Source organism: Burkholderia paludis, assembly GCF_000732615.1.
GTDB lineage: Bacteria > Pseudomonadota > Gammaproteobacteria > Burkholderiales > Burkholderiaceae > Burkholderia > Burkholderia paludis.
The window spans coordinates 85,905-106,339 of the sequence record NZ_JPGL01000013.1 but is presented as its reverse complement, the minus strand read 5'-3'; the positions used below and the strand labels follow the sequence as shown (position 1 = coordinate 106,339).

At 67.3% G+C, this 20,435-nt stretch carries 21 protein-coding genes and 1 tRNA gene; 13 read left to right on the top strand and 9 right to left on the bottom strand.

Translation table 11 applies throughout. The features are described from left to right. Window positions 1-140 precede the first annotated feature (140 nt). The 6 genes from GQ56_RS0109750 (at window position 141) to GQ56_RS0109725 (ending at window position 5,643) form a co-directional block, all read left to right on the top strand. Window positions 141-818 carry a hypothetical protein gene (locus tag GQ56_RS0109750; protein ID WP_031398481.1) on the top strand — a complete coding sequence of 226 codons (678 nt, stop codon included), beginning with the start codon at window positions 141-143 and terminating at the stop codon, window positions 816-818. Window positions 819-1,029: 211 nt separating this feature from the next. Then, window positions 1,030-1,980 carry a branched-chain amino acid ABC transporter permease gene (locus tag GQ56_RS0109745; RefSeq protein ID WP_006488946.1) on the top strand — a complete coding sequence of 317 codons (951 nt, stop codon included), beginning with the start codon at window positions 1,030-1,032 and terminating at the stop codon, window positions 1,978-1,980. 18 nt (window positions 1,981-1,998) lie between these two features. Further along, window positions 1,999-3,168: an ABC transporter permease subunit gene (locus GQ56_RS0109740; protein ID WP_031398480.1), complete on the top strand. Its 1,170-nt coding sequence runs from the start codon at window positions 1,999-2,001 to the stop codon at window positions 3,166-3,168. A gap of 24 nt (window positions 3,169-3,192) precedes the next feature. Next, complete coding sequence (locus GQ56_RS0109735) at window positions 3,193-3,969, top strand: ABC transporter ATP-binding protein (RefSeq protein WP_031398479.1); 777 nt, start codon at window positions 3,193-3,195, stop codon at window positions 3,967-3,969. Then, the gene (locus GQ56_RS0109730; RefSeq protein WP_031398478.1) at window positions 3,969-4,685 is read left to right on the top strand and encodes an ABC transporter ATP-binding protein; all 717 of its coding nucleotides are present in this window, start codon (window positions 3,969-3,971) and stop codon (window positions 4,683-4,685) included. Before GQ56_RS0109735 ends, GQ56_RS0109730 begins: the two co-directional genes overlap by 1 nt. Window positions 4,686-4,971: 286 nt before the next feature. After that, window positions 4,972-5,643 (top strand): DUF2278 family protein, encoded by a 672-nt coding sequence (locus GQ56_RS0109725; RefSeq protein ID WP_031398477.1) that lies wholly within the window; start codon window positions 4,972-4,974, stop codon window positions 5,641-5,643. 18 nt (window positions 5,644-5,661) lie between these two features. Here GQ56_RS0109725 and GQ56_RS0109720 read toward each other — a convergent pair whose 3' ends face one another. The 3 genes from GQ56_RS0109720 to GQ56_RS0109710 all read right to left on the bottom strand — a co-directional run bounded on the left by GQ56_RS0109720 (window position 5,662) and on the right by GQ56_RS0109710 (window position 8,635). Then, window positions 5,662-6,120, bottom strand: coding sequence for a GNAT family acetyltransferase (locus GQ56_RS0109720; protein ID WP_031398476.1), 459 nt, complete (start codon window positions 6,118-6,120; stop codon window positions 5,662-5,664). A gap of 13 nt (window positions 6,121-6,133) precedes the next feature. Then, the gene (locus GQ56_RS0109715) at window positions 6,134-7,318 is read right to left on the bottom strand and encodes an acetylornithine transaminase (protein ID WP_031398475.1); all 1,185 of its coding nucleotides are present in this window, start codon (window positions 7,316-7,318) and stop codon (window positions 6,134-6,136) included. A 285-nt stretch (window positions 7,319-7,603) separates the two neighbouring features. Further along, the gene (locus GQ56_RS0109710; protein ID WP_031398474.1) at window positions 7,604-8,635 is read right to left on the bottom strand and encodes a CDP-6-deoxy-delta-3,4-glucoseen reductase; all 1,032 of its coding nucleotides are present in this window, start codon (window positions 8,633-8,635) and stop codon (window positions 7,604-7,606) included. Window positions 8,636-8,745: 110 nt separating this feature from the next. Here GQ56_RS0109710 and GQ56_RS0109705 point away from each other — a divergent pair, with 110 nt between their 5' ends. Beyond that, complete coding sequence (locus GQ56_RS0109705; RefSeq protein WP_031398473.1) at window positions 8,746-9,783, top strand: NAD-dependent epimerase/dehydratase family protein; 1,038 nt, start codon at window positions 8,746-8,748, stop codon at window positions 9,781-9,783. On the opposite strand, the gene GQ56_RS0109700 is transcribed toward GQ56_RS0109705, so the two are convergent. Continuing rightward, complete coding sequence (locus GQ56_RS0109700; protein WP_031398472.1) at window positions 9,766-9,954, bottom strand: hypothetical protein; 189 nt, start codon at window positions 9,952-9,954, stop codon at window positions 9,766-9,768. The two genes, GQ56_RS0109705 and GQ56_RS0109700, sit on opposite strands and share 18 nt — an antisense overlap. Window positions 9,955-10,059: 105 nt before the next feature. Then, window positions 10,060-10,776, bottom strand: coding sequence for a pseudouridine synthase (locus GQ56_RS0109695; RefSeq protein WP_031398471.1), 717 nt, complete (start codon window positions 10,774-10,776; stop codon window positions 10,060-10,062). 117 nt (window positions 10,777-10,893) lie between these two features. On the opposite strand from GQ56_RS0109695, the gene copC reads away from it, so the two are divergent. The 4 genes from copC (at window position 10,894) to GQ56_RS0109675 (ending at window position 13,979) form a co-directional block, all read left to right on the top strand. Continuing rightward, the gene (gene copC / locus GQ56_RS0109690; RefSeq protein WP_031398470.1) at window positions 10,894-11,268 is read left to right on the top strand and encodes a copper homeostasis periplasmic binding protein CopC; all 375 of its coding nucleotides are present in this window, start codon (window positions 10,894-10,896) and stop codon (window positions 11,266-11,268) included. A gap of 57 nt (window positions 11,269-11,325) precedes the next feature. Beyond that, a complete protein-coding gene (locus tag GQ56_RS0109685) occupies window positions 11,326-11,841 on the top strand; it encodes a DinB family protein (protein WP_031398469.1) in 516 nt (171 codons plus the stop codon). A gap of 163 nt (window positions 11,842-12,004) precedes the next feature. After that, on the top strand, window positions 12,005-12,778 hold the full coding sequence (locus GQ56_RS0109680; protein WP_031398468.1) for an SDR family oxidoreductase: 774 nt from the start codon (window positions 12,005-12,007) through the stop codon (window positions 12,776-12,778). Window positions 12,779-12,965: 187 nt separating this feature from the next. Continuing rightward, on the top strand, window positions 12,966-13,979 hold the full coding sequence (locus GQ56_RS0109675) for a LysR family transcriptional regulator (protein WP_235212674.1): 1,014 nt from the start codon (window positions 12,966-12,968) through the stop codon (window positions 13,977-13,979). Here GQ56_RS0109675 and GQ56_RS0109670 read toward each other — a convergent pair. Then, window positions 13,880-14,776 (bottom strand): LysR family transcriptional regulator, encoded by an 897-nt coding sequence (locus GQ56_RS0109670; protein ID WP_031398466.1) that lies wholly within the window; start codon window positions 14,774-14,776, stop codon window positions 13,880-13,882. The two genes, GQ56_RS0109675 and GQ56_RS0109670, sit on opposite strands and share 100 nt — an antisense overlap. Before the next feature lie 105 nt (window positions 14,777-14,881). Here GQ56_RS0109670 and GQ56_RS0109665 point away from each other — a divergent pair, with 105 nt between their 5' ends. Beyond that, window positions 14,882-15,772, top strand: coding sequence for an alpha/beta fold hydrolase (locus GQ56_RS0109665; protein ID WP_031398465.1), 891 nt, complete (start codon window positions 14,882-14,884; stop codon window positions 15,770-15,772). Between the two features lie 399 nt (window positions 15,773-16,171). Here GQ56_RS0109665 and GQ56_RS0109660 read toward each other — a convergent pair. The 3 genes from GQ56_RS0109660 to GQ56_RS0109645 all read right to left on the bottom strand — a co-directional run bounded on the left by GQ56_RS0109660 (window position 16,172) and on the right by GQ56_RS0109645 (window position 18,524). Then, window positions 16,172-16,256, bottom strand: a tRNA-Leu gene (locus tag GQ56_RS0109660). Window positions 16,257-16,351: 95 nt separating this feature from the next. Beyond that, a complete protein-coding gene (locus GQ56_RS0109650) occupies window positions 16,352-17,509 on the bottom strand; it encodes an ABC transporter substrate-binding protein (RefSeq protein WP_031398464.1) in 1,158 nt (385 codons plus the stop codon). Between the two features lie 73 nt (window positions 17,510-17,582). Beyond that, the gene (locus GQ56_RS0109645) at window positions 17,583-18,524 is read right to left on the bottom strand and encodes a CysB family HTH-type transcriptional regulator (RefSeq protein WP_031398463.1); all 942 of its coding nucleotides are present in this window, start codon (window positions 18,522-18,524) and stop codon (window positions 17,583-17,585) included. Window positions 18,525-18,738: 214 nt separating this feature from the next. On the opposite strand from GQ56_RS0109645, the gene GQ56_RS0109640 reads away from it, so the two are divergent. Beyond that, window positions 18,739-20,418: a nitrite/sulfite reductase gene (locus GQ56_RS0109640; RefSeq protein WP_031398462.1), complete on the top strand. Its 1,680-nt coding sequence runs from the start codon at window positions 18,739-18,741 to the stop codon at window positions 20,416-20,418. Window positions 20,419-20,435: the final 17 nt, after the last annotated feature.

Genomic DNA, 20,435 nt, shown 5'->3' with positions numbered 1-20,435 from the left:
TCTCTCAAAATTGGTTGCAATGCAGGAAAACCCCATCGAATCAGGATTATTGGCGTCCTATAAATGGAGTTACAATGCGCCCGTTTTCAGGCCTGAATGGCTTTGAGATCGGGTTTGGGCAAGGCGCGGGAGACCATTCAATGCATGTGAAGTTGGCGTACGCCATGTCCGTCGCCGCACCGGTTGCAATGCTTGCCGGCTGCAGCAAAAAGAGCGACGACGGGGCGGGCAGGGAGGCTGCGGCGTTCGCGGCACCGCCGGCCAGCGGCGTGCGCGTCGCCGGAGCCGGTCGTGTGGCGCCATCCGTGTGCCGCAGCGCGCAATTGGGCAAGGACAAGGAAGACGGGGCACGTTTGGCGATCGAGGAATTCAACGCGCCTGGCCTGGCGATCGGCCGGGCAGCGGGCATGCAGGTTGCATTGCAGTACACCGCCGGCCGTGGTGCCACGGCGACCGGGCGTGCCGACCGACGGCAGCCGGCAGCAGCGCCTGGCGCTGCGGGCCGCGTGCGGAAGTCACCGACCCCCTTTCATTTCGATTCGACGAAACAGCGCGTTGCCGCGATCGGTGGTGTTGCGACGCGCGGTCTGGTTCGTACGATGGATTCCGACGCAGTCCTGACGAATGTCGGGTGCGGTCTTCGCGGCGCCCGGACGGGCGGCGCGGCGCGGAATCCGATCCGCCCGGGTGCGGGGTTTGCCCCGCACCGGACGGAAACAGGCACGGATGCCGGGCAACCGGACGAAGGCCGTCTCGGCATGCTGCCCTACGACTTCAAGGAGGCCACGAACACCGTCCTCGATGTCGTGACGATTTAGCGACGGGACTCATGACGGCACCGGAACAGTGCGGTGCCGTTTTTGTATCCGCTCCGGCGGCAGGTCCGGCCGTACAGGCCGGGCGGCGCGCGCCGGGACGATCCACCCTTACCGGTATCGACTAGTACCCGCAGTGTCGCCGAGAAGGCGCGATTCCTCGCTTACCCGCGGGGCGCAACGTCCTCCGGCAGCACGGGCCAAGGAGCTTTAAATGGATATTTTCGTCCAGCAGGTTCTCAACGGGCTGGTGCTCGGCAGTGTCTACGCCATCATCGCGTTGGGCTACACGATGGTGTACGGCATTCTCGGCATCATCAACTTCGCACATGGCGACGTGCTGATGATCGGCGCGATGGTCGCCCTGTCGGCCATCACCGTGCTGCAGAACCACTTCCCCGGACTCGGCAACGTCGCGACGCTGACGATCGGCCTGGGTATTGCCGCGGTCGTCTGTGCGTTCGTCGGCTTCACGATCGAACGCGTCGCCTACCGGCCGCTGCGCCGCGCGCCGCGCCTCGCGCCGCTGATCACCGCGATCGGCGTGTCGATCCTGCTGCAGACGGCTGCGATGATCATCTGGTCGCGCAACCCGCTGCCGTTCCCGCAATTGCTGCCGACCGATCCGATCAACGTGATCAAGGCCACCGACACGACGCCCGGCGCCGTGATCTCGGTGACTGAAATCGTGATCATCGCGGTTGCGTTCATCGTGATGGGCGGCCTGCTGCTGCTCGTGCACAAGACCAAGCTCGGCCGTGCGATGCGCGCGATCGCCGAAAGCCCGAACACCGCCAGCCTGATGGGCGTGAACCCGAACTTCGTGATCTCCGCGACGTTCATGATCGGCTCCGCGCTCGCCGCGCTGGCCGGCGTGATGATCGCGTCCGAATACGGCAACGTGCACTTCTACATGGGCTTCATCCCCGGCATGAAGGCATTCACGGCCGCGGTGCTCGGCGGGATCGGCAACCTCGGCGGCGCCATGGTCGGCGGCGTGCTGCTCGGCCTGATCGAGCAGCTCGGGGCCGGCTACATCGGCAACCTCACGGGCGGCGTATTCGGCAGTAACTACCAGGACGTGTTCGCCTTCATCGTGCTGATCATCGTGCTGGTGTTCCGTCCGTCCGGCCTGCTGGGCGAACGGGTCGCGGATCGCGCGTAACGGAAGGGAGCAAACGACATGACATCCATTCAACCGATCGAATCCTCGACGTCGCTCGTCGAAGAGCGCAACACCGCCAAGACCGTCATCATCGGCCTCCTGACCGCGGTCTTCGTGATCGCGGCGCCGATCATCATCGGCTCGGCCGGCGGCAACTACTGGGTCCGCGTGCTCGACTTCGCGATGCTGTACGTGATGCTCGCGCTGGGCCTGAACGTGGTGGTCGGCTTCGCCGGCCTGCTCGACCTGGGTTACATCGCGTTCTACGCGGTGGGCGCGTACACGGCGGCATTGTTGAGCTCGCCGCACCTGAGCTCGCAATTCGAGTGGATCGCGGCGCTGGCGCCGAACGGGCTGCATGTGCCGTTCCTGATCATCGTGCCGATCGCGATGGCGCTGGCGGCCACCTTCGGGATCCTGCTCGGCGCGCCGACGCTGCGCCTGCGCGGCGACTACCTGGCGATCGTGACGCTCGGCTTCGGTGAAATCGTCCGGATCTTCATGAACAACCTCGACCGTCCGGTGAACATCACCAACGGCCCGAAGGGGATCACGGGCATCGATCCGGTGCACCTCGGCGACTTCAGCCTTGCCCAGACGCACTCGCTGTTCGGGATCCAGCTGCCGTCGGTCTACATGTACTACTACCTGTTCGTGCTCTGCTCGCTGCTGGTGATCTGGGTGTGTACGCGCCTGCAGCACTCGCGTATCGGCCGCGCATGGGCGGCGATCCGTGAAGACGAGATCGCGGCGAAGGCGATGGGCATCAACACCCGCAACGTGAAGCTGCTCGCATTCGCGATGGGCGCGTCGTTCGGCGGCCTGTCGGGTGCGATGTTCGGTTCGTTCCAGGGCTTCGTGTCGCCGGAATCGTTCACGTTCTGGGAATCGATCGTCGTGCTCGCGTGCGTGGTGCTCGGCGGCATGGGCCACATCCCGGGCGTGATCCTGGGTGCGGTGCTGCTCGCGATCTTCCCGGAATTCCTGCGCTCGACGATGAGCCCGCTGCAGCACGCGCTGTTCGGTCACGACATCGTCGACACGGAAGTGATCCGTCAGGCGCTGTACGGCCTCGCGATGGTGGTCATCATGCTGTACCGCTCGGAAGGTCTGTGGCCCGCGCCGAAGCATGAGGACAAGATCGCGAAACTGGCGAAGCGCAACAGCAAGAAGCCGGTGCGCGCTTAACCTACGGACACAGGGGATACACACATGAGCGACAAGCAAATCCGACTGTCCGTGCAGGGCGTGAACAAACGCTTCGGCGGCCTGCAGGCACTGTCCGACGTCGGCCTGCAGATCAAGGAAGGCGAGATCTACGGCCTGATCGGCCCGAACGGCGCCGGCAAGACCACGTTCTTCAACGTGATCACGGGCCTCTACACGCCGGATTCGGGCGACTTCAAGCTGGACGGCCAGAACTACACGCCGACGGCCGTGCACCAGGTGGCCAAGGCCGGCATCGCGCGCACGTTCCAGAACATCCGCCTGTTCGGCGGGATGACCGCGCTCGAGAACGTGATGGTGGGCCGCCACGTGCGCACCAAGCACGGGCTGCTCGGCGCGGTGTTCCAGACGCCGGCCGAACGCCAGGAAGAGCGCGAGATCAAGGAACGCGCGATCGAGCTGCTCGACTACGTCGGCGTGCTGCAGTACGCCGACTACACGTCGCGCAACCTGTCGTACGGCCACCAGCGCCGGCTGGAAATCGCACGCGCGCTGGCGACCGATCCGAAGCTGCTCGCGCTCGACGAGCCGGCGGCCGGGATGAACGCGACCGAGAAGGTCGAACTCACGCGCCTGCTCGACAAGATCCGTTCGGACGGCCGCACGATTCTCCTGATCGAGCACGACGTGAAGCTCGTGATGGGGCTGTGCAACCGGATGACGGTGCTCGATTACGGCAAGGTGATCGCCGAGGGTCTGCCGCAGGACGTGCAGAAGAATCCGAAGGTGATTGAGGCATATCTCGGCGCAGGGGTGCACTGATGGCAGCGGCAATGTTGAAAATCAAGGGCTTGCAGGTCAACTACGGCGGCATCCAGGCCGTCAAGGGCGTTGACATGGAAGTCCGTCAGGGCGAGCTCGTGACGCTGATCGGCGCGAACGGCGCGGGCAAGACCACGACGATGAAGGCGATCACGGGTCTGAAGGCGTATTCGGCGGGCGACATCGAGTACGACGGCAAGTCGATCAAGGGCGTGCCGTCGCACGAGTTGCTCAAGCGCGGCCTCGCGATGGTGCCGGAAGGCCGCGGGATCTTCGCGCGGATGTCGATCATCGAGAACATGCAGATGGGCGCGTATCTGCGCAACGACAACGACCAGATCAAGAAGGACGTCGACCGCATGTTCGGCTTCTTCCCGCGCCTGAAGGAGCGTGCGACGCAGCTCGCGGGCACGCTGTCGGGCGGCGAGCAGCAGATGCTGGCGATGTCGCGCGCGATCCTCTCGAAGCCGAAGCTGCTGCTGCTCGACGAACCGTCGATGGGCCTGTCGCCGATCATGGTCGAGAAGATCTTCGAGGTGGTGCGTGAAATCTCGAAGGAGGGCATCACGGTGCTGCTCGTCGAACAGAACGCACGGCTTGCGCTGCAGGCGGCCGACCGCGGCTACGTGATGGATTCGGGCACGGTCACGATGGAAGGCGACGCGAAGCAGATGCTCGACGATCCGAAGGTGCGTGCCGCGTATCTGGGTGAATGAGCGAGTGAATGAGCGGGCCCGGTAGCGCGCGACGGCGAGTGCCGGGCGCGTCGCACGCGGGCTTTCGAAAGGCTGTCACGGAATGCCGTGACAGCCTTTTTTTTCGTCTTCCGGCGATTCGCGGCGAACTTGTCCGTGCGGAAGCGACTCCATGCGACTGTTGCGCCGGGCCCGCGGCGGCCGTTCGATGCCGGCCGCCGGCCGCCGGCCGCCGGCAGCGGGTTGCCGGCAAATCGACACACGGGCCGCGTAGCATCGAAGGCCCGGCGAAATACGGAGCGCACGCATGAGTCTCGACTATGGTTTCGTGAAGGCGAAGGTGACATCGGTGGCGAAGCTGAAGGGCTCGCCGCACGGCAACGAGATCCAGTATCACATCCACCTGACGCTGGCGCTGCCCGGCGGCGACTGGGACGTCGCGATCAACGTCGGCACCAGCGACGCGGACGACCTGCTGAACTACAAGCTCGTCTACGATTTCCACCACCCGATCACGCAGACGCTCGCGGATGCGGCCGAAGGCTATACGGACCTGACGGGGCAGGCGGCATTGCCCGCGCTCGACTACCTGCGCAGCGACATCCTGAGCGAAACGGGCGCGTGGCGCGCGAGTGAGGTGATGGACGGCACCGAAAACCCGGAGCCGATCCCGTCGCTGCTGCGGCTCGTGAACGCCGCGCAGTCGCAGGGGCTCGACGTCGTCGTGTTCGGCCGCTCGTATGCGGAAGGCAACGGGATCCACGACACGCACATGAACCAGGGCTCGACCGGCTCGAACTATCTGCACCGCGAGGGCGACGACCACAACGACCACAACGACGTCTGGCAGGACGGCGCGCTGATCGTGCGCGTGAACGACACGCAATGGGCCGCGTATTTCGCGGCGTTCGAGCAGCAGGCCGTGCCGACCGACGCGCTCGGCAATCCGCTGCCGGGCGCGGGGCCGATCACGCGCTGAGTCGGGCCGGCGGCGGTATTACGCAGCCGGCAGCGTCTTGCCGAACGAGATGCGCTCCTCGACGCGATAGCCGAGGGCCGCATAGAAGCGGCACGCATCGTCGTTGCCGGGCAGCACCTGAAGGTTGATCTTCAGGCAGCCGCGTGCGGCGAGCGCGCGTTCCGCATGCGCGATCAGCGCGCGGCCGACACCGAGCCGCCGCGCGTCGTTCGCGACGCCGAACGAGTAGAGCCAGCCGCGATGTCCGTCGAAACCCGCCATCAGCGTACCGACGACGCGCGTGCCGCTCGTCGCGACGAAGAACAGCTCCGGCTGCGTCGCGAGCTTCAGCGCGATCGATCGCAGCGGGTCGCGGTGCGGCGGCGCGCCGTCTTCGTCGTACTGCGGGAACGCGTCGCGCCATACCGCGAGCACGGCGTCGGTGTCGGCGCGTTCGAACGGGCGGATGGCGATTGCGTCGGTTGCGGCGGCGTCCATCGCGGCGGTCTCCTTAGAGCGTGTCGAGGATCGACCGCAGCATCGCCATCATCTGGTCGATTTCCTCGGTCGTCACGTTCAGGGCGGGCATGAAGCGCAGCAGGTTCGGCCGCGCGGCGTTCAGCAGCAGGCCGTCCGGCTGCATGTCGCGCGCCTTCTCGACGATCTGCGGGCCGATGTCCTTGCCGAGCAGCAGCGCGCGCAGCAGGCCTTCGCCGCGTTCGCCCTCGAAGCCGCGCTCCTCCGACAGCTCGAGCAGCCTGCGCTTCAGGTATTCGCTGCGTTCGCGCACGCCTTCGAGGAAGCCCGGTGCGACGAGCTGCGAGATCACCGCATGGCCGGCCGCCGTCATCAGCGGGTTGCCGTTGTACGTGCCGCCCTGGTCGCCGGCCTCGAACACCGCGACGTCGGCCTTCGACAGCAGCGCGCCGAGCGGCACGCCGCCGCCGATGCCCTTCGCGAGCGTCATGATGTCCGGCTCGATGCCCGACAGTTCGTAGGCGAACAGCGTGCCCGCGCGGCCGCAGCCGCTTTGCACCTCGTCGACGATCAGCAGCAGGTTGTGCTGTTTCGTCAGCGCGCGCAGCGCCTGCATGAATTCACGCGTCGCCGGAATCACGCCGCCTTCGCCCTGGATCGGTTCGAGCATCACGGCGACGGTCTTGTCGGTGATCAGCCGCTCGACCGAGTTGATGTCGTTCAGCTCGGCCTTCGGGAAGCCCGGCACCTGCGGGGCGTAGATCGTGTCCCAGCCCGGCTTGCCGCTGGCCGACATCGTCGCGAGCGTACGGCCGTGGAAGCTGTGGTCGAACGTGATGATCTCGTACGCGCCGTTCCTGAACTTGCGCCCCCACTTGCGTGCGAGCTTGATCGCGCCTTCGTTAGCCTCGGCGCCGCTGTTCGTGAAGAACACCTTGTCGAACACGCTGTGCTGCGTGAGCAGGCCCGCGAGCTTCGCCATCGGCTCGTTGTAGAACGCCGGCGACGGGTTCAGCAGCTTGTCCGCCTGCGTCTTCAGCGCCTCGACGATGCCATCGTTGCAGTGGCCGAGGCTGTTGACGGCCCAGCCCTGGATGAAGTCCAGATAGCGCTTGCCGGTGTGATCGTAGAGCCACGAACCCTTGCCGTGCGTAAACACGATGTCGGGGCGGTTCGTGATGTACATCAGCGAGTCGATCGGATAATCGTTCAGGGGCATGGCAGCAGACTCCAGCGGACGTTGAAAGGGAAACGGGCAATAAAAAAGCCACGGAAGGCCGTGGCTGGTGGGTTCGAACAGCTTGTGCGTAACCGGTGAAGCGGTGGGGGTTACGCGCGAGTCCGTGACGAGCCTGCGGCATCCGGGCGGAGCGGCGAGCGGCGACGTCGGAGAGCGGACAGGAAGCGGTTCATGTGCGCAAGCATAAGGCATCCCGCGCCCCACTGTAAACCGCCGCGATGCCACGGATGTGACATCGCGGCGCGGGACGCGGGCGCGCGGGCGTCAGACCGGATGCGCGAGATCGGCGGCGCTCGTGAACGAGTCCGCGTAGAACTCGTCGGCTGGCAGCGCGTGGTGCTGCGTGAAGTCGCGCTGGGCGGACTCGACCATCACCGGCGCGCCGCATGCGTACACCTGGTGACCCGACAGGTCGGGCAGGTCGTCGATCACCGCGCGATGCACGAAGCCCGTGCGGCCCGTCCACTGATCGGCGGCGTCCGGCTCCGAGAGCACCGGCACGTACTTGAAGTTCGGGATCTCGCGCGCCCACTGCTCGGCGAGTTCGCCGAGGTAGATGTCCTTCTTGCGGCGGGCGCCCCAGTAGAGCGTCATCGGGCGCGTGATGCCCGTATGCTTCACGTGCTCGATGATCGCCTTGATCGGCGCGAAGCCCGTGCCCGATGCGAGCAGCACGATCGGCTTGTCGGAATCCTCGCGCAGGAAGAACGTGCCGAGCGGGCCCTCGAAGCGCAGGATGTCACGCTCCTTCATGGCGCCGAACACGTGGTCGGTGAACTTGCCGCCCGGCATGTGGCGGATGTGCAGCTCGATCGGGCCTTCCTCGTGCGGCGCGTTCGCCATCGAGTAGCTGCGGCGCGAACCGTCCTTCAGGATGAACTCGACATACTGGCCCGCGAGGTACTGCAGGCGTTCGTTGGCGGGCAACTGCAGCTTCACGACCATCACGTCGTCGGCCTTGCGCTCGAGTGCGGCGATCCGGCACGGCAGCTTCTTGACCTGCACGCCGTCGACGCCGGCGATCTCGCGCACGTCGATCTCGAGATCGCACTGCGCCTTCGAGCAGCACAGCAGCGCGAGGCCGCGCGTCCGTTCGTCGTTGGACAGCGCCGACGCGGCGTGCGGGCCCTGTTCGATCTGTCCCGACACGATCTGGCCCTTGCAGGAGCCGCACGCGCCGTTCTTGCAACCGTACGGCAGATGGACGTTCTGGCGCAGCGCGGCCGCCAGCACGGTTTCGTCCGACTCGACCTGGAATTGCCGGCCGCTTTGCTTGAGAGTGACGTTGAATGCCATAGAACCAAACTAGAACAAAATGTGGGGACCGTGCATTTGGAGCACGGCAGCTACAATGCAAACCCGTTGCGCGCCGCGCAACGATGGCTACTGATTTCTTCGCAACCAATATGATCGCGACACGAATCCTGCGCCGGCCGCGCGCACTGATCGTCGGCTGCGGCGACGTCGGCATGCGTTGCGTCGCGCAATGGCGCGAGACGCGCCGCAACCTGCGGATCTTCGCGCTGACGAGCCACCCGGCCCGCCGCGACGCGCTGCGCGCCGCGGGCGCGACGCCGATCGTCGGCGACCTCGATCGCCGGGCGACGCTTGGCCGCCTCGCGGGGCTGGCCCGCACGATCCTGCACCTCGCGCCGCCGCAGTCCGACGGACGCGACGACAGGCGCACGCGTGCGCTGATCGCCGCAACGACCGTGCCTGCACGGCGGCCACCGGCGCCCGCAGCACCGGCGGTCGGCCGGCTCCGGACGCTGCGCACCGCTGCCCGGCGGGCCGGCGCGCCCGTTCGGGCAGCGCGTATTGTACCCGACGGCCCTCGCGCGCCGAGGCTCGTATACGCCAGCACGACGGGCGTGTACGGCGACTGCGGCGGCGCGTGCATCGACGAGACGCACCCGCTGCGTCCCGCGAATCCGCGCGCGTTCCGGCGCGTGTCGGCCGAGCGGCAACTGCGCGCGGCGACGGTGCGCGGCGTGCTGTCCGCACGCATCGTGCGGATCCCCGGCATCTACGCGGCGAACCGTCTGCCGGTCGCACGGCTCGAGCGCGGCACGCCGGCGCTCGAGCCGGCCGACGATGTCTATACGAACCACATCCACGCGGACGATCTCGCGGCGATACTGCGCCGCGCGGCCGAGCGCGGCAAGCCCGCGCGGGCCGTGCACGCGTCGGACGACACCGAACTGCGGATGGGGGAGTATTTCGACCGGGTCGCGCAGGTGCTCGGCCTGCCGAAGCCGCCGCGCGTGAGCCGCGCGGACGCCGAACGCCAACTGGAACCGACGCTGCTGTCGTTCATGCGCGAATCGAGGCGACTGTCCAACGCACGGCTCAAGGCCGAATTGTGCGTGACGTTGCGGTATCCGACCGTAGACGATTTCCTTCAAACGCTCGCGCCGGGCAGCGCGTCAGGTGAGCGCCGGTAACGCCTCGATCAGCAGGAAGCACAGCAGCGCCCCGATCAGCGCGCCGATCAGGTTCGGATGATATCTGTGCCTCAGGTGCATCGCGGCCAGCAGGCCGCCGATCCCGACGACGCCGATGACCGCGAACGCGATCATCACGTATGACAGTTCCCAGGTGTGGTTGATGTTCATGATGTCTCCCCCGCATCGCTGCTCGTACAGCTTGTGATTTCAGTATAGCGGGGGATCATGCGGCCGGGACGCGGCCGGACACCGAACGGTCGTGCGGATTTTCCCTTACAGGGTTTTGACGGGATTGCGCAGCGCTGAAAGGTCGGCGGCATCGAGCCAGCGCCACGCACCGGGTGCGAGGTCGTCCGGCAGCGCGAAGCCGCCGATGCTTTCGCGGTGCAGCAGCTCGACGCGGTTGCTCGCCGCCGCGACCATGCGTTTGACCTGGTGATACTTGCCTTCGAGGACGGTCAGCGCGAGCGCATGCGGGCCGCGCGCGTCTGCGGCGACCGCGGCGATCGGCTTCGGCTCGCCGTGCAGCTGCACGCCGGCGCGCAGCGCCTGCAACTGCGTATCGTCGAGCGGATGGCGTACGGTCGCCACGTAGGTCTTCGGCACCTTGCGCTTCGGCGACGTGTACGCGTGCACGAACTGGCCGTCGTCGGAGAGCAGCAGCAGGCCCGTCGTGTCCTGGTCGAGCCGGCCGACGCACTGCACGCCGCGCGCGACGAACGGCGCGGGCAGCAGGCTGAACACGCTGGCGTGGTGTTGCGGATCGCGCGAACACTCGTAGCCGGCCGGCTTGTTGAGCGCGAGGTATGCCTGCGCGTGGAACGGCCACGCCGTATCGTCGACCGAGAACACGAGGCCTTCGGTGTCGAACGCGGCGTCGGGATCGGTGGCGCAGGCGCCCGCGACGGCCACGCGGCCCGCTTCGATCAGGCCGCGGCACTGGCGGCGCGAGCCGAAACCCTGGGTGTAGAGAATGCTTTCGAGATCCATAGCGCGCGCATTCTATCAAGCGGCGCCGCGCCGCGGCCGGCATGAACGCATTTGCGCTGGTAAGCTGCCGTAACGCCGCGCGGTGCGCGGCGCCCGTTCATTTTTCACGGAAAGCCCATGCTCATCGCTTCGTTCCCGTTCGGCCGCCAGGCGGCCGCCGCCATCCTTGCCGCGACCGTTTCGTCGGCTGCGTTCGCGCATGCGCATCTCGCGACGAGCGACCCGGCGGCAGGTGCTGCGGTGGCAGCCGCACCGGCCGCCGTCACGATCGATTTCACCGAGCCGCTGGAGCCGGCGTTCAGCTCGATCGTCGTCGTCGACAACGCAGGCAAGACGGTGTCGGACGGCAAGGCGCGCATCGACGCGTCGAACCGCAAGCGGATGACGATACCGCTCACCGCGGTCGGCACGGGCGCCTATACGGTGAAATGGGTGGCCGTCGCGGCCGACGGGCACCGCACGCAGGGTTCGTACGGTTTCAACGTGAAGTAACGCAGCGGCGGCAGGGCCGTGCCAGGGCCGCCGCCCGCATCCGACAGGGGAATCCGCATGAACCCGACGACGCTCGCCGCACTCGCCGATTTCCCCCGGCTGCTCGAAGCCCATTTCGCCGCCGTGCCCGACGGCTATGCGCGCTGGACGCCCGACGACTGGGCCGGGATTCCGAGCGAACATTTCTCGCCGCTCGGGCAGCTCTGCCACGTGCGCGATATCGAAATCGACGGCTACCACGTGCGGCTGCGCCGCATGCTCGACGAAGACCGGCCGCTGCTCGTGTCGGTCGACGGCGATGCGCTCGCGATCGAGCGTCGCTATGACGATGCCGATTCGTCCGACGTGCTTGCGGCCATTCGAGAAGCGCGGCGCGAGACGCTGGACCTCGTGTCGCGCCTGACGCCCGAACAGCTGGCTCGCACCGGCGAGTTCGACGGCTACGGGGCGCTGACCGTGCGCGGGCTCGTCCATTACCTGTGCAGCCACGACCAGCAGCATCTGGCCGGCATGCAGTGGCTGCTCGGCAAGATCGACGCGGCGCGGCACGCGCGCGAAGCCGGCCGGCAATAGCGCGGTCGTGCGTGGAATCCGGGGCGCTTGTCGGTACGGCAGCGCACGGTACGCGACTCCGATTGGCCGGTTTTTATGGATAATCCATCCAGCCGCGACCGGCTGACCGGCGTCTTGCGCGTGCCTACACTGCTAGCTTCGTTCACCGAAAAAGGAGTTACCCGTGGCAAATCATACGCTCGCAGACAAGGTCGTCCTGATCGCAGGCGGCGCAAAGAATCTTGGAGGGCTGATCGCCCGGGATCTGGCGAGCCACGGCGCGAAAGCGGTGGCGATTCACTACAACAGCGCGGCGTCGCAGGCGCAGGCCGAGGAGACGGCCGCCGCGGTGCGCGCGGCCGGCGCGCAAGCCGCCACGTTCCAGGCCGACCTGACGACGGCCGCCGCGGTCGAGAAGCTGTTCGACGACGCGAAGCGGCACTTCGGCAAGATCGACATCGCGATCAACACGGTCGGCAAGGTGCTGAAGAAGCCGTTCACCGAGATCAGCGAGGCCGAATACGACGAGATGTTCGCGGTCAACAGCAAGTCGGCGTTCTTCTTCATCAAGGAAGCCGGGCGGCACCTCGAGGATCACGGCAAGCTCGTCACGCTCGTGACGTCGCTGCTCGGCGCATTTACGCCGTTCTATGCGGCGTACGAGGGGTCGAAGGCGCCGGTCGAACACTTCACGCGCGCGGCGTCGAAGGAATACGGCGCGCGCGGGATCTCGGTGACGGCCGTCGGGCCGGGCCCGATGGACACGCCGTTCTTCTATCCGGCCGAAGGCGCCGATGCGGTCGCGTATCACAAGACGGCCGCCGCGCTGTCGCCGTTCAGCAAGACTGGCCTGACCGACATCGAGGACGTCGTGCCGTTCATCCGCCATCTCGTGACCGACGGCTGGTGGATCACGGGCCAGACGATCCTGATCAACGGCGGCTACACGACCAAGTAACCCGCCGTGCAGCGGGCCGCGCCGGCAACCGGCGCGAGCGCGCGGCGCGCCGCAATGGCGCGTTTGCGTGGACAATGGACGGGTGCGCCGCCATCGGGCCGCGCACCCTCTCCCGGTGCCGCCGGGCCTTGCCGCGCCGTGCGCGACGGCGGGCGGCGGCGATCGTCCGAACCTACGTTTCCCGTCGATGGACAAGCTGGACCAGGTCAGAATCTTCCTGCAGGTTGCCGAAATGGGCAGCTTCATCAAGGCCGCGCATGCGCTCGACGTGCCGCGCGCCACCGTATCGGCGGCCGTCCAGCAGCTCGAGACGGGGCTCGGCACGCGCCTCCTGCATCGCACCACGCGCCAGGTGCAACTGACTGCCGACGGCGCGCTGCTGCTCGAGCGCGGCCGGCGTCTGCTCGCGGAGGCCGACGAACTCGACCGGTTGTTCCGCCGCCGCGAGCGCGACGTGATCGGCCGGCTGAGCGTCGACGTGCCGAGCCGGATCGCGCGCCGCGTGGTCGCGCCCGCGCTGCCTTCGCTGTTTCAGCGTTACCCGAAGCTGCAACTGTCGCTCGGCTCGACCGACCGTTCGATCGACCTCGTGCAGGAGGGCGTGGACTGCGCGATACGCGTCGGGCGGCTCGCGGACAGCAGCCTCGTCGTGCGGCCGCTCGGACAGTTCACGCTGATCAACTGCGCGAGCCCCGACTACTTGCGCGAATGCGGCGTGCCCGAGCACCCGGATGCGCTTGTGCGCGGGCACTGGGCGATCGGCTATGCGTCGCCGACGACGGGGCGCGAGCTCGACTGGGAGTACTGCACGGACGGCCAGCGGCACGCGCTGACGCTGCCGAGCCGCGTGATCGTCAACAACGCCGAAACCTATATTGCCGCCTGCATCGCCGGGATGGGGCTGATCCAGATCCCGCGCTTCGACGTCGCGCACCTGCTCAACAGCGGCGCGCTCGTCGACGTGATGCCCGGCTATCGCGCCGCGCCGATGGACGTGTCGGTCGTGTATCCGCACCGGCGCCACCGGTCGCGTCGGCTCAACGCATTCATCGAGTGGTTCGGGGAGCTGATGGCGGGTGCGCCGGGCGCCGCCGCGTTTTTTCAACCGGGCTGCGTTGCAAACCGCCGGCCGCGCCCGGCCTCCCGTACTGCGTCGATCAAGGCTGAACCGACGCCGTCCGGTTTCGCCGCGAATGCGTAGAAGCGCGCGGCCGGCAGCGCGGGCAGCCCGTCCGGCGCCCCGCATGCGCGCAGGCCGTCGCGCAGCTGGCTGCGCGCCAGCGCGGTGACCGCGAAGCCCGCGAGCGCGGCCGACACGCAGCCGGCCATGCTGCCGCTCTCGAACAGCACGCGGAACGGCCGCAGCGCGGCGGCGAGCGCCGCGACGGCGGCTTCCCGATAGACGCACGGCTGAGGAAACAGCGCGAGGGGCACTTCGCCGCGGGCGTCGAGCGGGCAATCCGACGCGAACGCCCATACGAGCGGTTCTTCCCACAGCAGTTCGCCGGGCGCGTCGACCTGCCGGCACTGCTTGCCGAACACGACATCGAGCCGGCCGAGCGTCTGTTCGTGCAGCAGCGACGCGGTGATCCCGACCTTCAGCTCGATCGACGTATGCGGATGGCGGTCGCGGAACGTGCGCAGCACGTGCGGCAGCCACGCCCCCGCGAAATCCTCCGATGCGCCGACCCGCAGCCGTCCGTGCGCCGGCGCGCCGCGCAGCCGCGCGCGCACTTCGCGCTCCATGTCGACGATGTTGCGGGCGTACGCGTACAGCGTGTCGCCGGCCGGCGTGAGCGCGATGCGGCGCGTCGTGCGCGCGAGCAGCACGGTGCCGGCCGCCTGTTCGAGCCGCTTGATGTGGCCGCTGACGGCGGACGGCGTCAGCGCGAGGCGTTCCGCGGCCGGCGCGAAGCCGCGGCTGTCGACGACTTCCAGGAAGGTGCGCAGCAGCGTGATGTCGAGCGAGCTCGACGCGGGATCGGTCAACGGTTCCATCGGTCAATTCAACGCAATACTCGAAGAATGAGTGATGATACTCCGTGAATCGTGTTGAAAGACCGACCTACCATCGTGCGCTCAGTTTGACCAACGGAGTGCACGATGACTGCCTATGCGTATGCGACGACCGCGTCGCTCGATATCGCCTATCTCGAATGGAACCCGCGCGGCGAGCGCGTGGCCGTGCTGCTGCACGGCTGGCCGGACAGCCCGGTCGGCTGGGAAGCCGTGGCGTCGGCGCTCGCGGCGCGCGGCTACCGCGTGCTCGCGCCCGCGCTGCGCGGCTTTGCGCCGACGCGCTTTCGCGATCCCGCCACGCCGCGCAGCGGCCGGCTCGCGGCGCTGGGCCGTGACTTGCTCGAATTCAACGACGCACTCGGCATCGCGCGGCCGGTGCTGGTCGGGCACGACTGGGGCGCGCGTGCGGTCGCGAACGCGTGCGGACTGGACAACGCCGCGGCGTCGCATCTGGTGATGCTGTCGGTGGGTTACGGCACGAACGATCCGGCGCAGCCGCTGTCGCTGCCGCAGGCGCGCAACTACTGGTATCACTGGTTCATGGCGACGGCGCGCGGCGAGCGCGCGCTGCGCGACGATCGTCGCGCATTCGCGCGCCTGATGTGGGACACGTGGTCGCCTGCCGGCTGGTACGACGAGCGCGACTTCGACGCGGCTGCCGCGGCGTTCGACGGGCCTGACTGGATCGACGTGGTGCTGCATTCGTACCGTTATCGCTGGGGATTCGTCGACGGCGGGGCCGCGTACGCGGAGGACGAGGCGCGGCTGACGCCCGCACCCGTGCTGTCGGTGCCGACGCTCGTGCTGCACGGCGCCGTGGATACCTGCAATGCCGCGGATACGTCCGCCGGGCGCGAGCGGTTCTTCTCGGGCCGCTATGCGCGCGCCGTGCTGGATGGTGTCGGCCATTTTCCGCAGCGCGAGGCGCCGGCGGCGGTCGCCGATGCGATCGTCGGGTTCTGCGGGCACGGCTGATGCTGTCGGCCGGTGACGGTCGGCGACGCGGGGTGCGCTGCTCGGCCTGCGTTACACGATTTCGCGCGGGTGTCGATGGCGTGCGCAGGGGAGGTGGACGATGGCCGGTTGGGGCCTTTCGTTCGGGACGATACGGGATGGCGTCCGGGAGCGGATTCGGGCGCTCGGCACGTCGTTTCCGTCCGCGATGAGCAAGCGCGCCATGACGCGCATGCCGGGGGAGGGCGGAGACGGTATCGGGCGCACCGATATTGCGTGCCTTCGTGCCGCGCGTCCTCTGGATGGCCGGGCCGTCGCGCAGGGGCACGCGTTGCGGCGTGCTCGGCAAAAACAAAAAACCCGCGAAGCGGCGAGCTTGCGCGGGTTTCGTCTGCGGCATCGTGAGACGCTGCTAAATACTGGTGCCCAGGGCCGGAATCGAACCGGCACGCCTTGCGGCGGGGGATTTTGAGTCCCCTGCGTCTACCAATTTCACCACCTGGGCTTGATCGTGGCCACGCGTGAGGCCGTGCGCGGCGAAAGGCGGATTATGGCGGAAATCCGGATGCCGGGCAAGCTGCACGACATCCGGCACGCTCGTCACTGGCTCAGGTAGACGAACCGGCCCTGCTTGACGATTCCCATCACGCTCGCCCGCTGATCGAGCCCCACATGATCCTTGTCGCTCGTGTTGACGACGCCGTTCGGCACGACGAGTTCGTGCGCGCGCTCCAGCTCGCGCCGCAGCGCCGCGCGGAATGCGGGGGTGCCGGGCTGCGCGGTCTTCAGCGCGCGGCCGACCGCATCGGCGAGACGCGGATAGACGCCTGCCGCGTCGCCCGCGAACTGCGTGACGGTGCCGGCGCCGTATTTCGCTTCGTACGCGTCGACGAACGCGAGCGCGGCCTGACGGGCCGGATGCCCGGCCGGCAGCGTGCGCGCGACGACCACCGGCTGGGTCGGGAACAGCGTCCCGTCGACATCCTTGCCGCCGAGCTTGATGAATTCGGGCGTCGCGATGCCGTGGGTCTGGTAGATCGGGCCCTTGTAGCCGCGCTCGATCAACGTGCGTTGCGGCAGCACGGCCGGCGTGCCCGACCCCGCGATCAGGATCGCGTCGGGCTTCGCCGCGATCAGCTTCAGCGCCTGGCCGGTCACGCTCGCGTCGGTGCGGTTGAAGCGCTCGGTCGCGACGACGCGGATCTTGCGCAGCTCGGCGAAGCGCGTGAACTCGTTCAGCCAGCTGTCGCCGTAGCTGTCCGCGAAGCCGATGAAGCCGACCGTCTTCACGCCATGGTTCGCCATGTAGCGCGTCATCACGTCGGCCATCGCGCGGTCGCTCTGCGCCATCTTGAACGCCCAGGTCCGCGCGCCTTCCTGCGGCTCGACGATCGCGCCGGAGCCGACCAGCGTGACCATCGGCGTCTGCCCGGCGGCGATCGCGTCGAGCGCCGCGAGCGCGGCCGGCGTGATGTTCGGCCCGACCACGACGTCGACGTGATCCTCGTCGACCAGCTTGCGGATGTTGCGCACCGCGGTGCCCGGGTCGGAGGCGTCGTCGAGCACCGTCACCTGGACGGGCTGCCCCGCGATCGTCTTCGGCCACATCAGGATCGCGTTCTTGCTCGTGATGCCGATCGCGGCGGCCGGGCCGGTCGACGACAGGTCGACGCCGACCTTCAGGTCGGCCTGCGCGGCCGTGCAGGCCAGCACGAGGGCGCCGGCGGCGGCGCGGCGCAACAGGGCGGGAAGCGTCATGCGGGAATCTCCGTCGGGCAGCGGAACAGGACGCCGAACGGGAAGCCGGCGCCCCTGCGTTTATACACGCCGGTCAAAGCTCGTACGATTCGGATTCGCCCTTGAGCGCCTGCTCGATCAGCTTGCGGTTCAGCGTCGGCGACAGCAGTTCGACGAGCGTATACACATAGCTGCGCAGATAGGCGCCCTGCTTGAGCGCGACGCGCGTCACGTTGCTGCCGAACAGGTGGCCGACCGGGATGAGCCGCAGGCTGCGGTCGCGCTCGGGATTGAACGCGATGTCGGCCATGATCCCGACGCCGAGGCCGAGTTCGACGTAGGTCTTGATCACGTCGGCGTCGATCGCCTCGAGGACGATGTCCGGCGACAGCCCGCGCAGCGCGAACGCATGGTTGATCTTCTTGCGGCCCGCGAACGCATCGTCGTAGGTGATCAGCGGGTACTGCGCGAGATCGTCGAGCGTCGGCGGCTTGCGTTCGAGCAACGGGTGGTCGGCCGGCACGACGGCCGCGTGATGCCACTGGAAGCAGGGCAGCGACACGAGCTCCTTATAGTCGGAGATCGCCTCGGTGGCGATCGCGAGATCGGCCTGGTCATGGATCACCATCTCGGCTACCTGCGTCGGGCTGCCCTGCAGGATCGACAGGTGAACCTTCGGGAAGCGCTTCTTGAACTCGGCGATCGCGGCCGGCAGCGAGTAGCGGGCCTGCGTGTGGGTGGCCGCGATGGTCAGGTTGCCCTGGTCTTGCGCGGCATAATCTTTCCCGACCCTTTTAAGGCTTTCAACCTCCTGGAGAATCCGCTCGACCGACGCGAGGATGATCCGGCCCGGCTCGGTGAGCGAGCGCACGCGCTTGCCGTGCCGCGTGAAGATCTCCACGCCCAGCTCGTCCTCGAGCTCGATGATCGCCTTCGATACCCCCGGTTGCGACGTGTAGAGCGCCTTCGCGGCCTCGGTGAGATTGAAATTCTGCCGGACGGCCTCGCGCACGAAGCGAAATTGGTGCAGGTTCATTTATAACCCTTCCGCATATCAACAGAATTTTTTAGTCGTTTGAAATATAAGGCGAGTTTATTACGATTCACCGGAGTTTTTCAAATATGGATATCTGTTTTCGTCATTAGCAATCCACCCGGCAGTGGTTGGCGGCGGTGACGGCGGAACGGAGATTCGGGCGCGACGTGGCTAGGACGTCGCGCGGTCACCACGAAAACCCTGGGGTCCCCGAATGTATCAGTACGACCAATACGACCAGACGATCGTCGACGAACGTGTCGCGCAGTACCGCGATCAGGTGCGCCGCCGGCTGTCGGGCGAGCTGAGCGAAGACGAGTTCCGTCCGCTGCGCCTGCAGAACGGCCTGTACATGCAGCGCCACGCATATATGCACCGCATCGCGATTCCGTACGGCAACCTGCGCAGCGACCAGCTCCGGATGCTGGCGCGCATCGCCCGCGAACACGATCGCGGCTACGGCCATTTCTCGACCCGCTCGAACATCCAGTTCAACTGGATCCAGCTGGAAGAGACGCCCGAGATCCTCGCGAAGCTCGCGTCGGTGCAGATGCACGGCATCCAGACCTCGGGCAACTGCATCCGCAACATCACGGCCGACCAGTTCGCGGGCGTCGCCCAGGACGAGGAGATCGATCCGCGTCCGTGGTCGGAAATCCTGCGCCAGTGGTCGACGTTCCATCCCGAATTCGCGTGGCTGCCGCGCAAGTTCAAGATCGCCGTGTCGGGCTCCAGGGACGACCGCGCGGCCGTGCAGATCCACGATCTCGGCGTCTACCTGAAGAAGAACGCGCAGGGCGAGGTGGTCGCGAGCATCCTCGCGGGCGGCGGCCTCGGCCGTACGCCGATCATCGGCGCGGTGATCAAGGAAGACCTGCCGTGGCAGCACCTGCTCACCTACTGCGAAGCCGTGCTGCGCGTGTACAACCGCTACGGCCGCCGCGACAACCTGTACAAGGCGCGCATCAAGATCCTCGTGAAGGCGCTGTCGCCCGCGAAGTTCGCGCAGCAGGTCGAGGAAGAGTGGCAACACCTGAAGGACGGCCCGTCGACGCTCACGCAGGCGGAGGTCGATCGCGTGTCGCAGTACTTCCAGCCGCCCGTATACGAGAAGCTGGCCGACACCGACGCATCGTTCGAGCAGCATCTGCTCGAGAACAAGGCGTTCGCGCGCTGGGTCGAGCGTAACGTCGCGCCGCACAAGGTGGCCGGCTATGCGGCCGTCACGCTGTCGCTGAAGGATCACCGCGTGGCCCCGGGCGACGCGACCGACCAGCAGATGGAACAGGTGGCGGACTGGGCCGACGCCTACTCGCTCGGCGAGCTGCGCGTGTCGCACGAGCAGAACCTGATCCTCGCGAACGTCAAGAAGCGCGACCTGTTCGCCGTGTGGGAAAAGGCGAAGGCGGCCGGTTTCGCCACGCCGAACGTCGGCCTGCTGACCGACATCATCGCGTGCCCGGGCGGCGACTTCTGCTCGCTCGCGAACGCGAAGTCGATCCCGATCGCGCTGGCGATCCAGCAGCGCTTCGACGATCTCGACTACGTATACGATCTCGGCGACCTGTCGCTGAACATTTCCGGTTGCATGAACTCGTGCGGTCACCACCACGTCGGCAACATCGGCATCCTCGGCGTCGACAAGGACGGCGCGGAGTGGTATCAGGTGTCGCTCGGCGGCGAGCAGGGCACGGGTCGCAACGGCGCGCGCCTGGGCCGCGTGATCGGGCCGTCGTTCTCGGCGGAGGAAGTGCCGGACGTCATCGCGAAGCTGATCGACACGTTCGTCGAATCGCGCGTCGACGGCGAGCGCTTCGTCGACACGTACGACCGCATCGGCCTCACGCCGTTCAAGGAGCGCGTCTATGCGGCGCGCCAGGCGGTGAACGCGTAACCAACCGGGTAGAAGGA

Excerpts from the sequence above, each read along its gene's own strand:
- GQ56_RS0109750 (WP_031398481.1), top strand. The coding sequence starts at position 141 with ATGCATGTGAAGTTGGCGTACGCCATGTCCGTCGCCGCACCGGTTGCA.
- GQ56_RS0109745 (WP_006488946.1), top strand. The coding sequence starts at position 1,030 with ATGGATATTTTCGTCCAGCAGGTTCTCAACGGGCTGGTGCTCGGCAGT.
- GQ56_RS0109740 (WP_031398480.1), top strand. The coding sequence starts at position 1,999 with ATGACATCCATTCAACCGATCGAATCCTCGACGTCGCTCGTCGAAGAG.
- GQ56_RS0109735 (WP_031398479.1), top strand. The coding sequence starts at position 3,193 with ATGAGCGACAAGCAAATCCGACTGTCCGTGCAGGGCGTGAACAAACGC.
- GQ56_RS0109730 (WP_031398478.1), top strand. The coding sequence starts at position 3,969 with ATGGCAGCGGCAATGTTGAAAATCAAGGGCTTGCAGGTCAACTACGGC.
- GQ56_RS0109725 (WP_031398477.1), top strand. The coding sequence starts at position 4,972 with ATGAGTCTCGACTATGGTTTCGTGAAGGCGAAGGTGACATCGGTGGCG.
- GQ56_RS0109720 (WP_031398476.1), bottom strand. The coding sequence starts at position 6,120 with ATGGACGCCGCCGCAACCGACGCAATCGCCATCCGCCCGTTCGAACGC.
- GQ56_RS0109715 (WP_031398475.1), bottom strand. The coding sequence starts at position 7,318 with ATGCCCCTGAACGATTATCCGATCGACTCGCTGATGTACATCACGAAC.
- GQ56_RS0109710 (WP_031398474.1), bottom strand. The coding sequence starts at position 8,635 with ATGGCATTCAACGTCACTCTCAAGCAAAGCGGCCGGCAATTCCAGGTC.
- GQ56_RS0109705 (WP_031398473.1), top strand. The coding sequence starts at position 8,746 with ATGATCGCGACACGAATCCTGCGCCGGCCGCGCGCACTGATCGTCGGC.
- GQ56_RS0109700 (WP_031398472.1), bottom strand. The coding sequence starts at position 9,954 with ATGAACATCAACCACACCTGGGAACTGTCATACGTGATGATCGCGTTC.
- GQ56_RS0109695 (WP_031398471.1), bottom strand. The coding sequence starts at position 10,776 with ATGGATCTCGAAAGCATTCTCTACACCCAGGGTTTCGGCTCGCGCCGC.
- copC (WP_031398470.1), top strand. The coding sequence starts at position 10,894 with ATGCTCATCGCTTCGTTCCCGTTCGGCCGCCAGGCGGCCGCCGCCATC.
- GQ56_RS0109685 (WP_031398469.1), top strand. The coding sequence starts at position 11,326 with ATGAACCCGACGACGCTCGCCGCACTCGCCGATTTCCCCCGGCTGCTC.
- GQ56_RS0109675 (WP_235212674.1), top strand. The coding sequence starts at position 12,966 with ATGGACAAGCTGGACCAGGTCAGAATCTTCCTGCAGGTTGCCGAAATG.
- GQ56_RS0109670 (WP_031398466.1), bottom strand. The coding sequence starts at position 14,776 with ATGGAACCGTTGACCGATCCCGCGTCGAGCTCGCTCGACATCACGCTG.
- GQ56_RS0109665 (WP_031398465.1), top strand. The coding sequence starts at position 14,882 with ATGACTGCCTATGCGTATGCGACGACCGCGTCGCTCGATATCGCCTAT.
- GQ56_RS0109650 (WP_031398464.1), bottom strand. The coding sequence starts at position 17,509 with ATGACGCTTCCCGCCCTGTTGCGCCGCGCCGCCGCCGGCGCCCTCGTG.
- GQ56_RS0109645 (WP_031398463.1), bottom strand. The coding sequence starts at position 18,524 with ATGAACCTGCACCAATTTCGCTTCGTGCGCGAGGCCGTCCGGCAGAAT.
- GQ56_RS0109640 (WP_031398462.1), top strand. The coding sequence starts at position 18,739 with ATGTATCAGTACGACCAATACGACCAGACGATCGTCGACGAACGTGTC.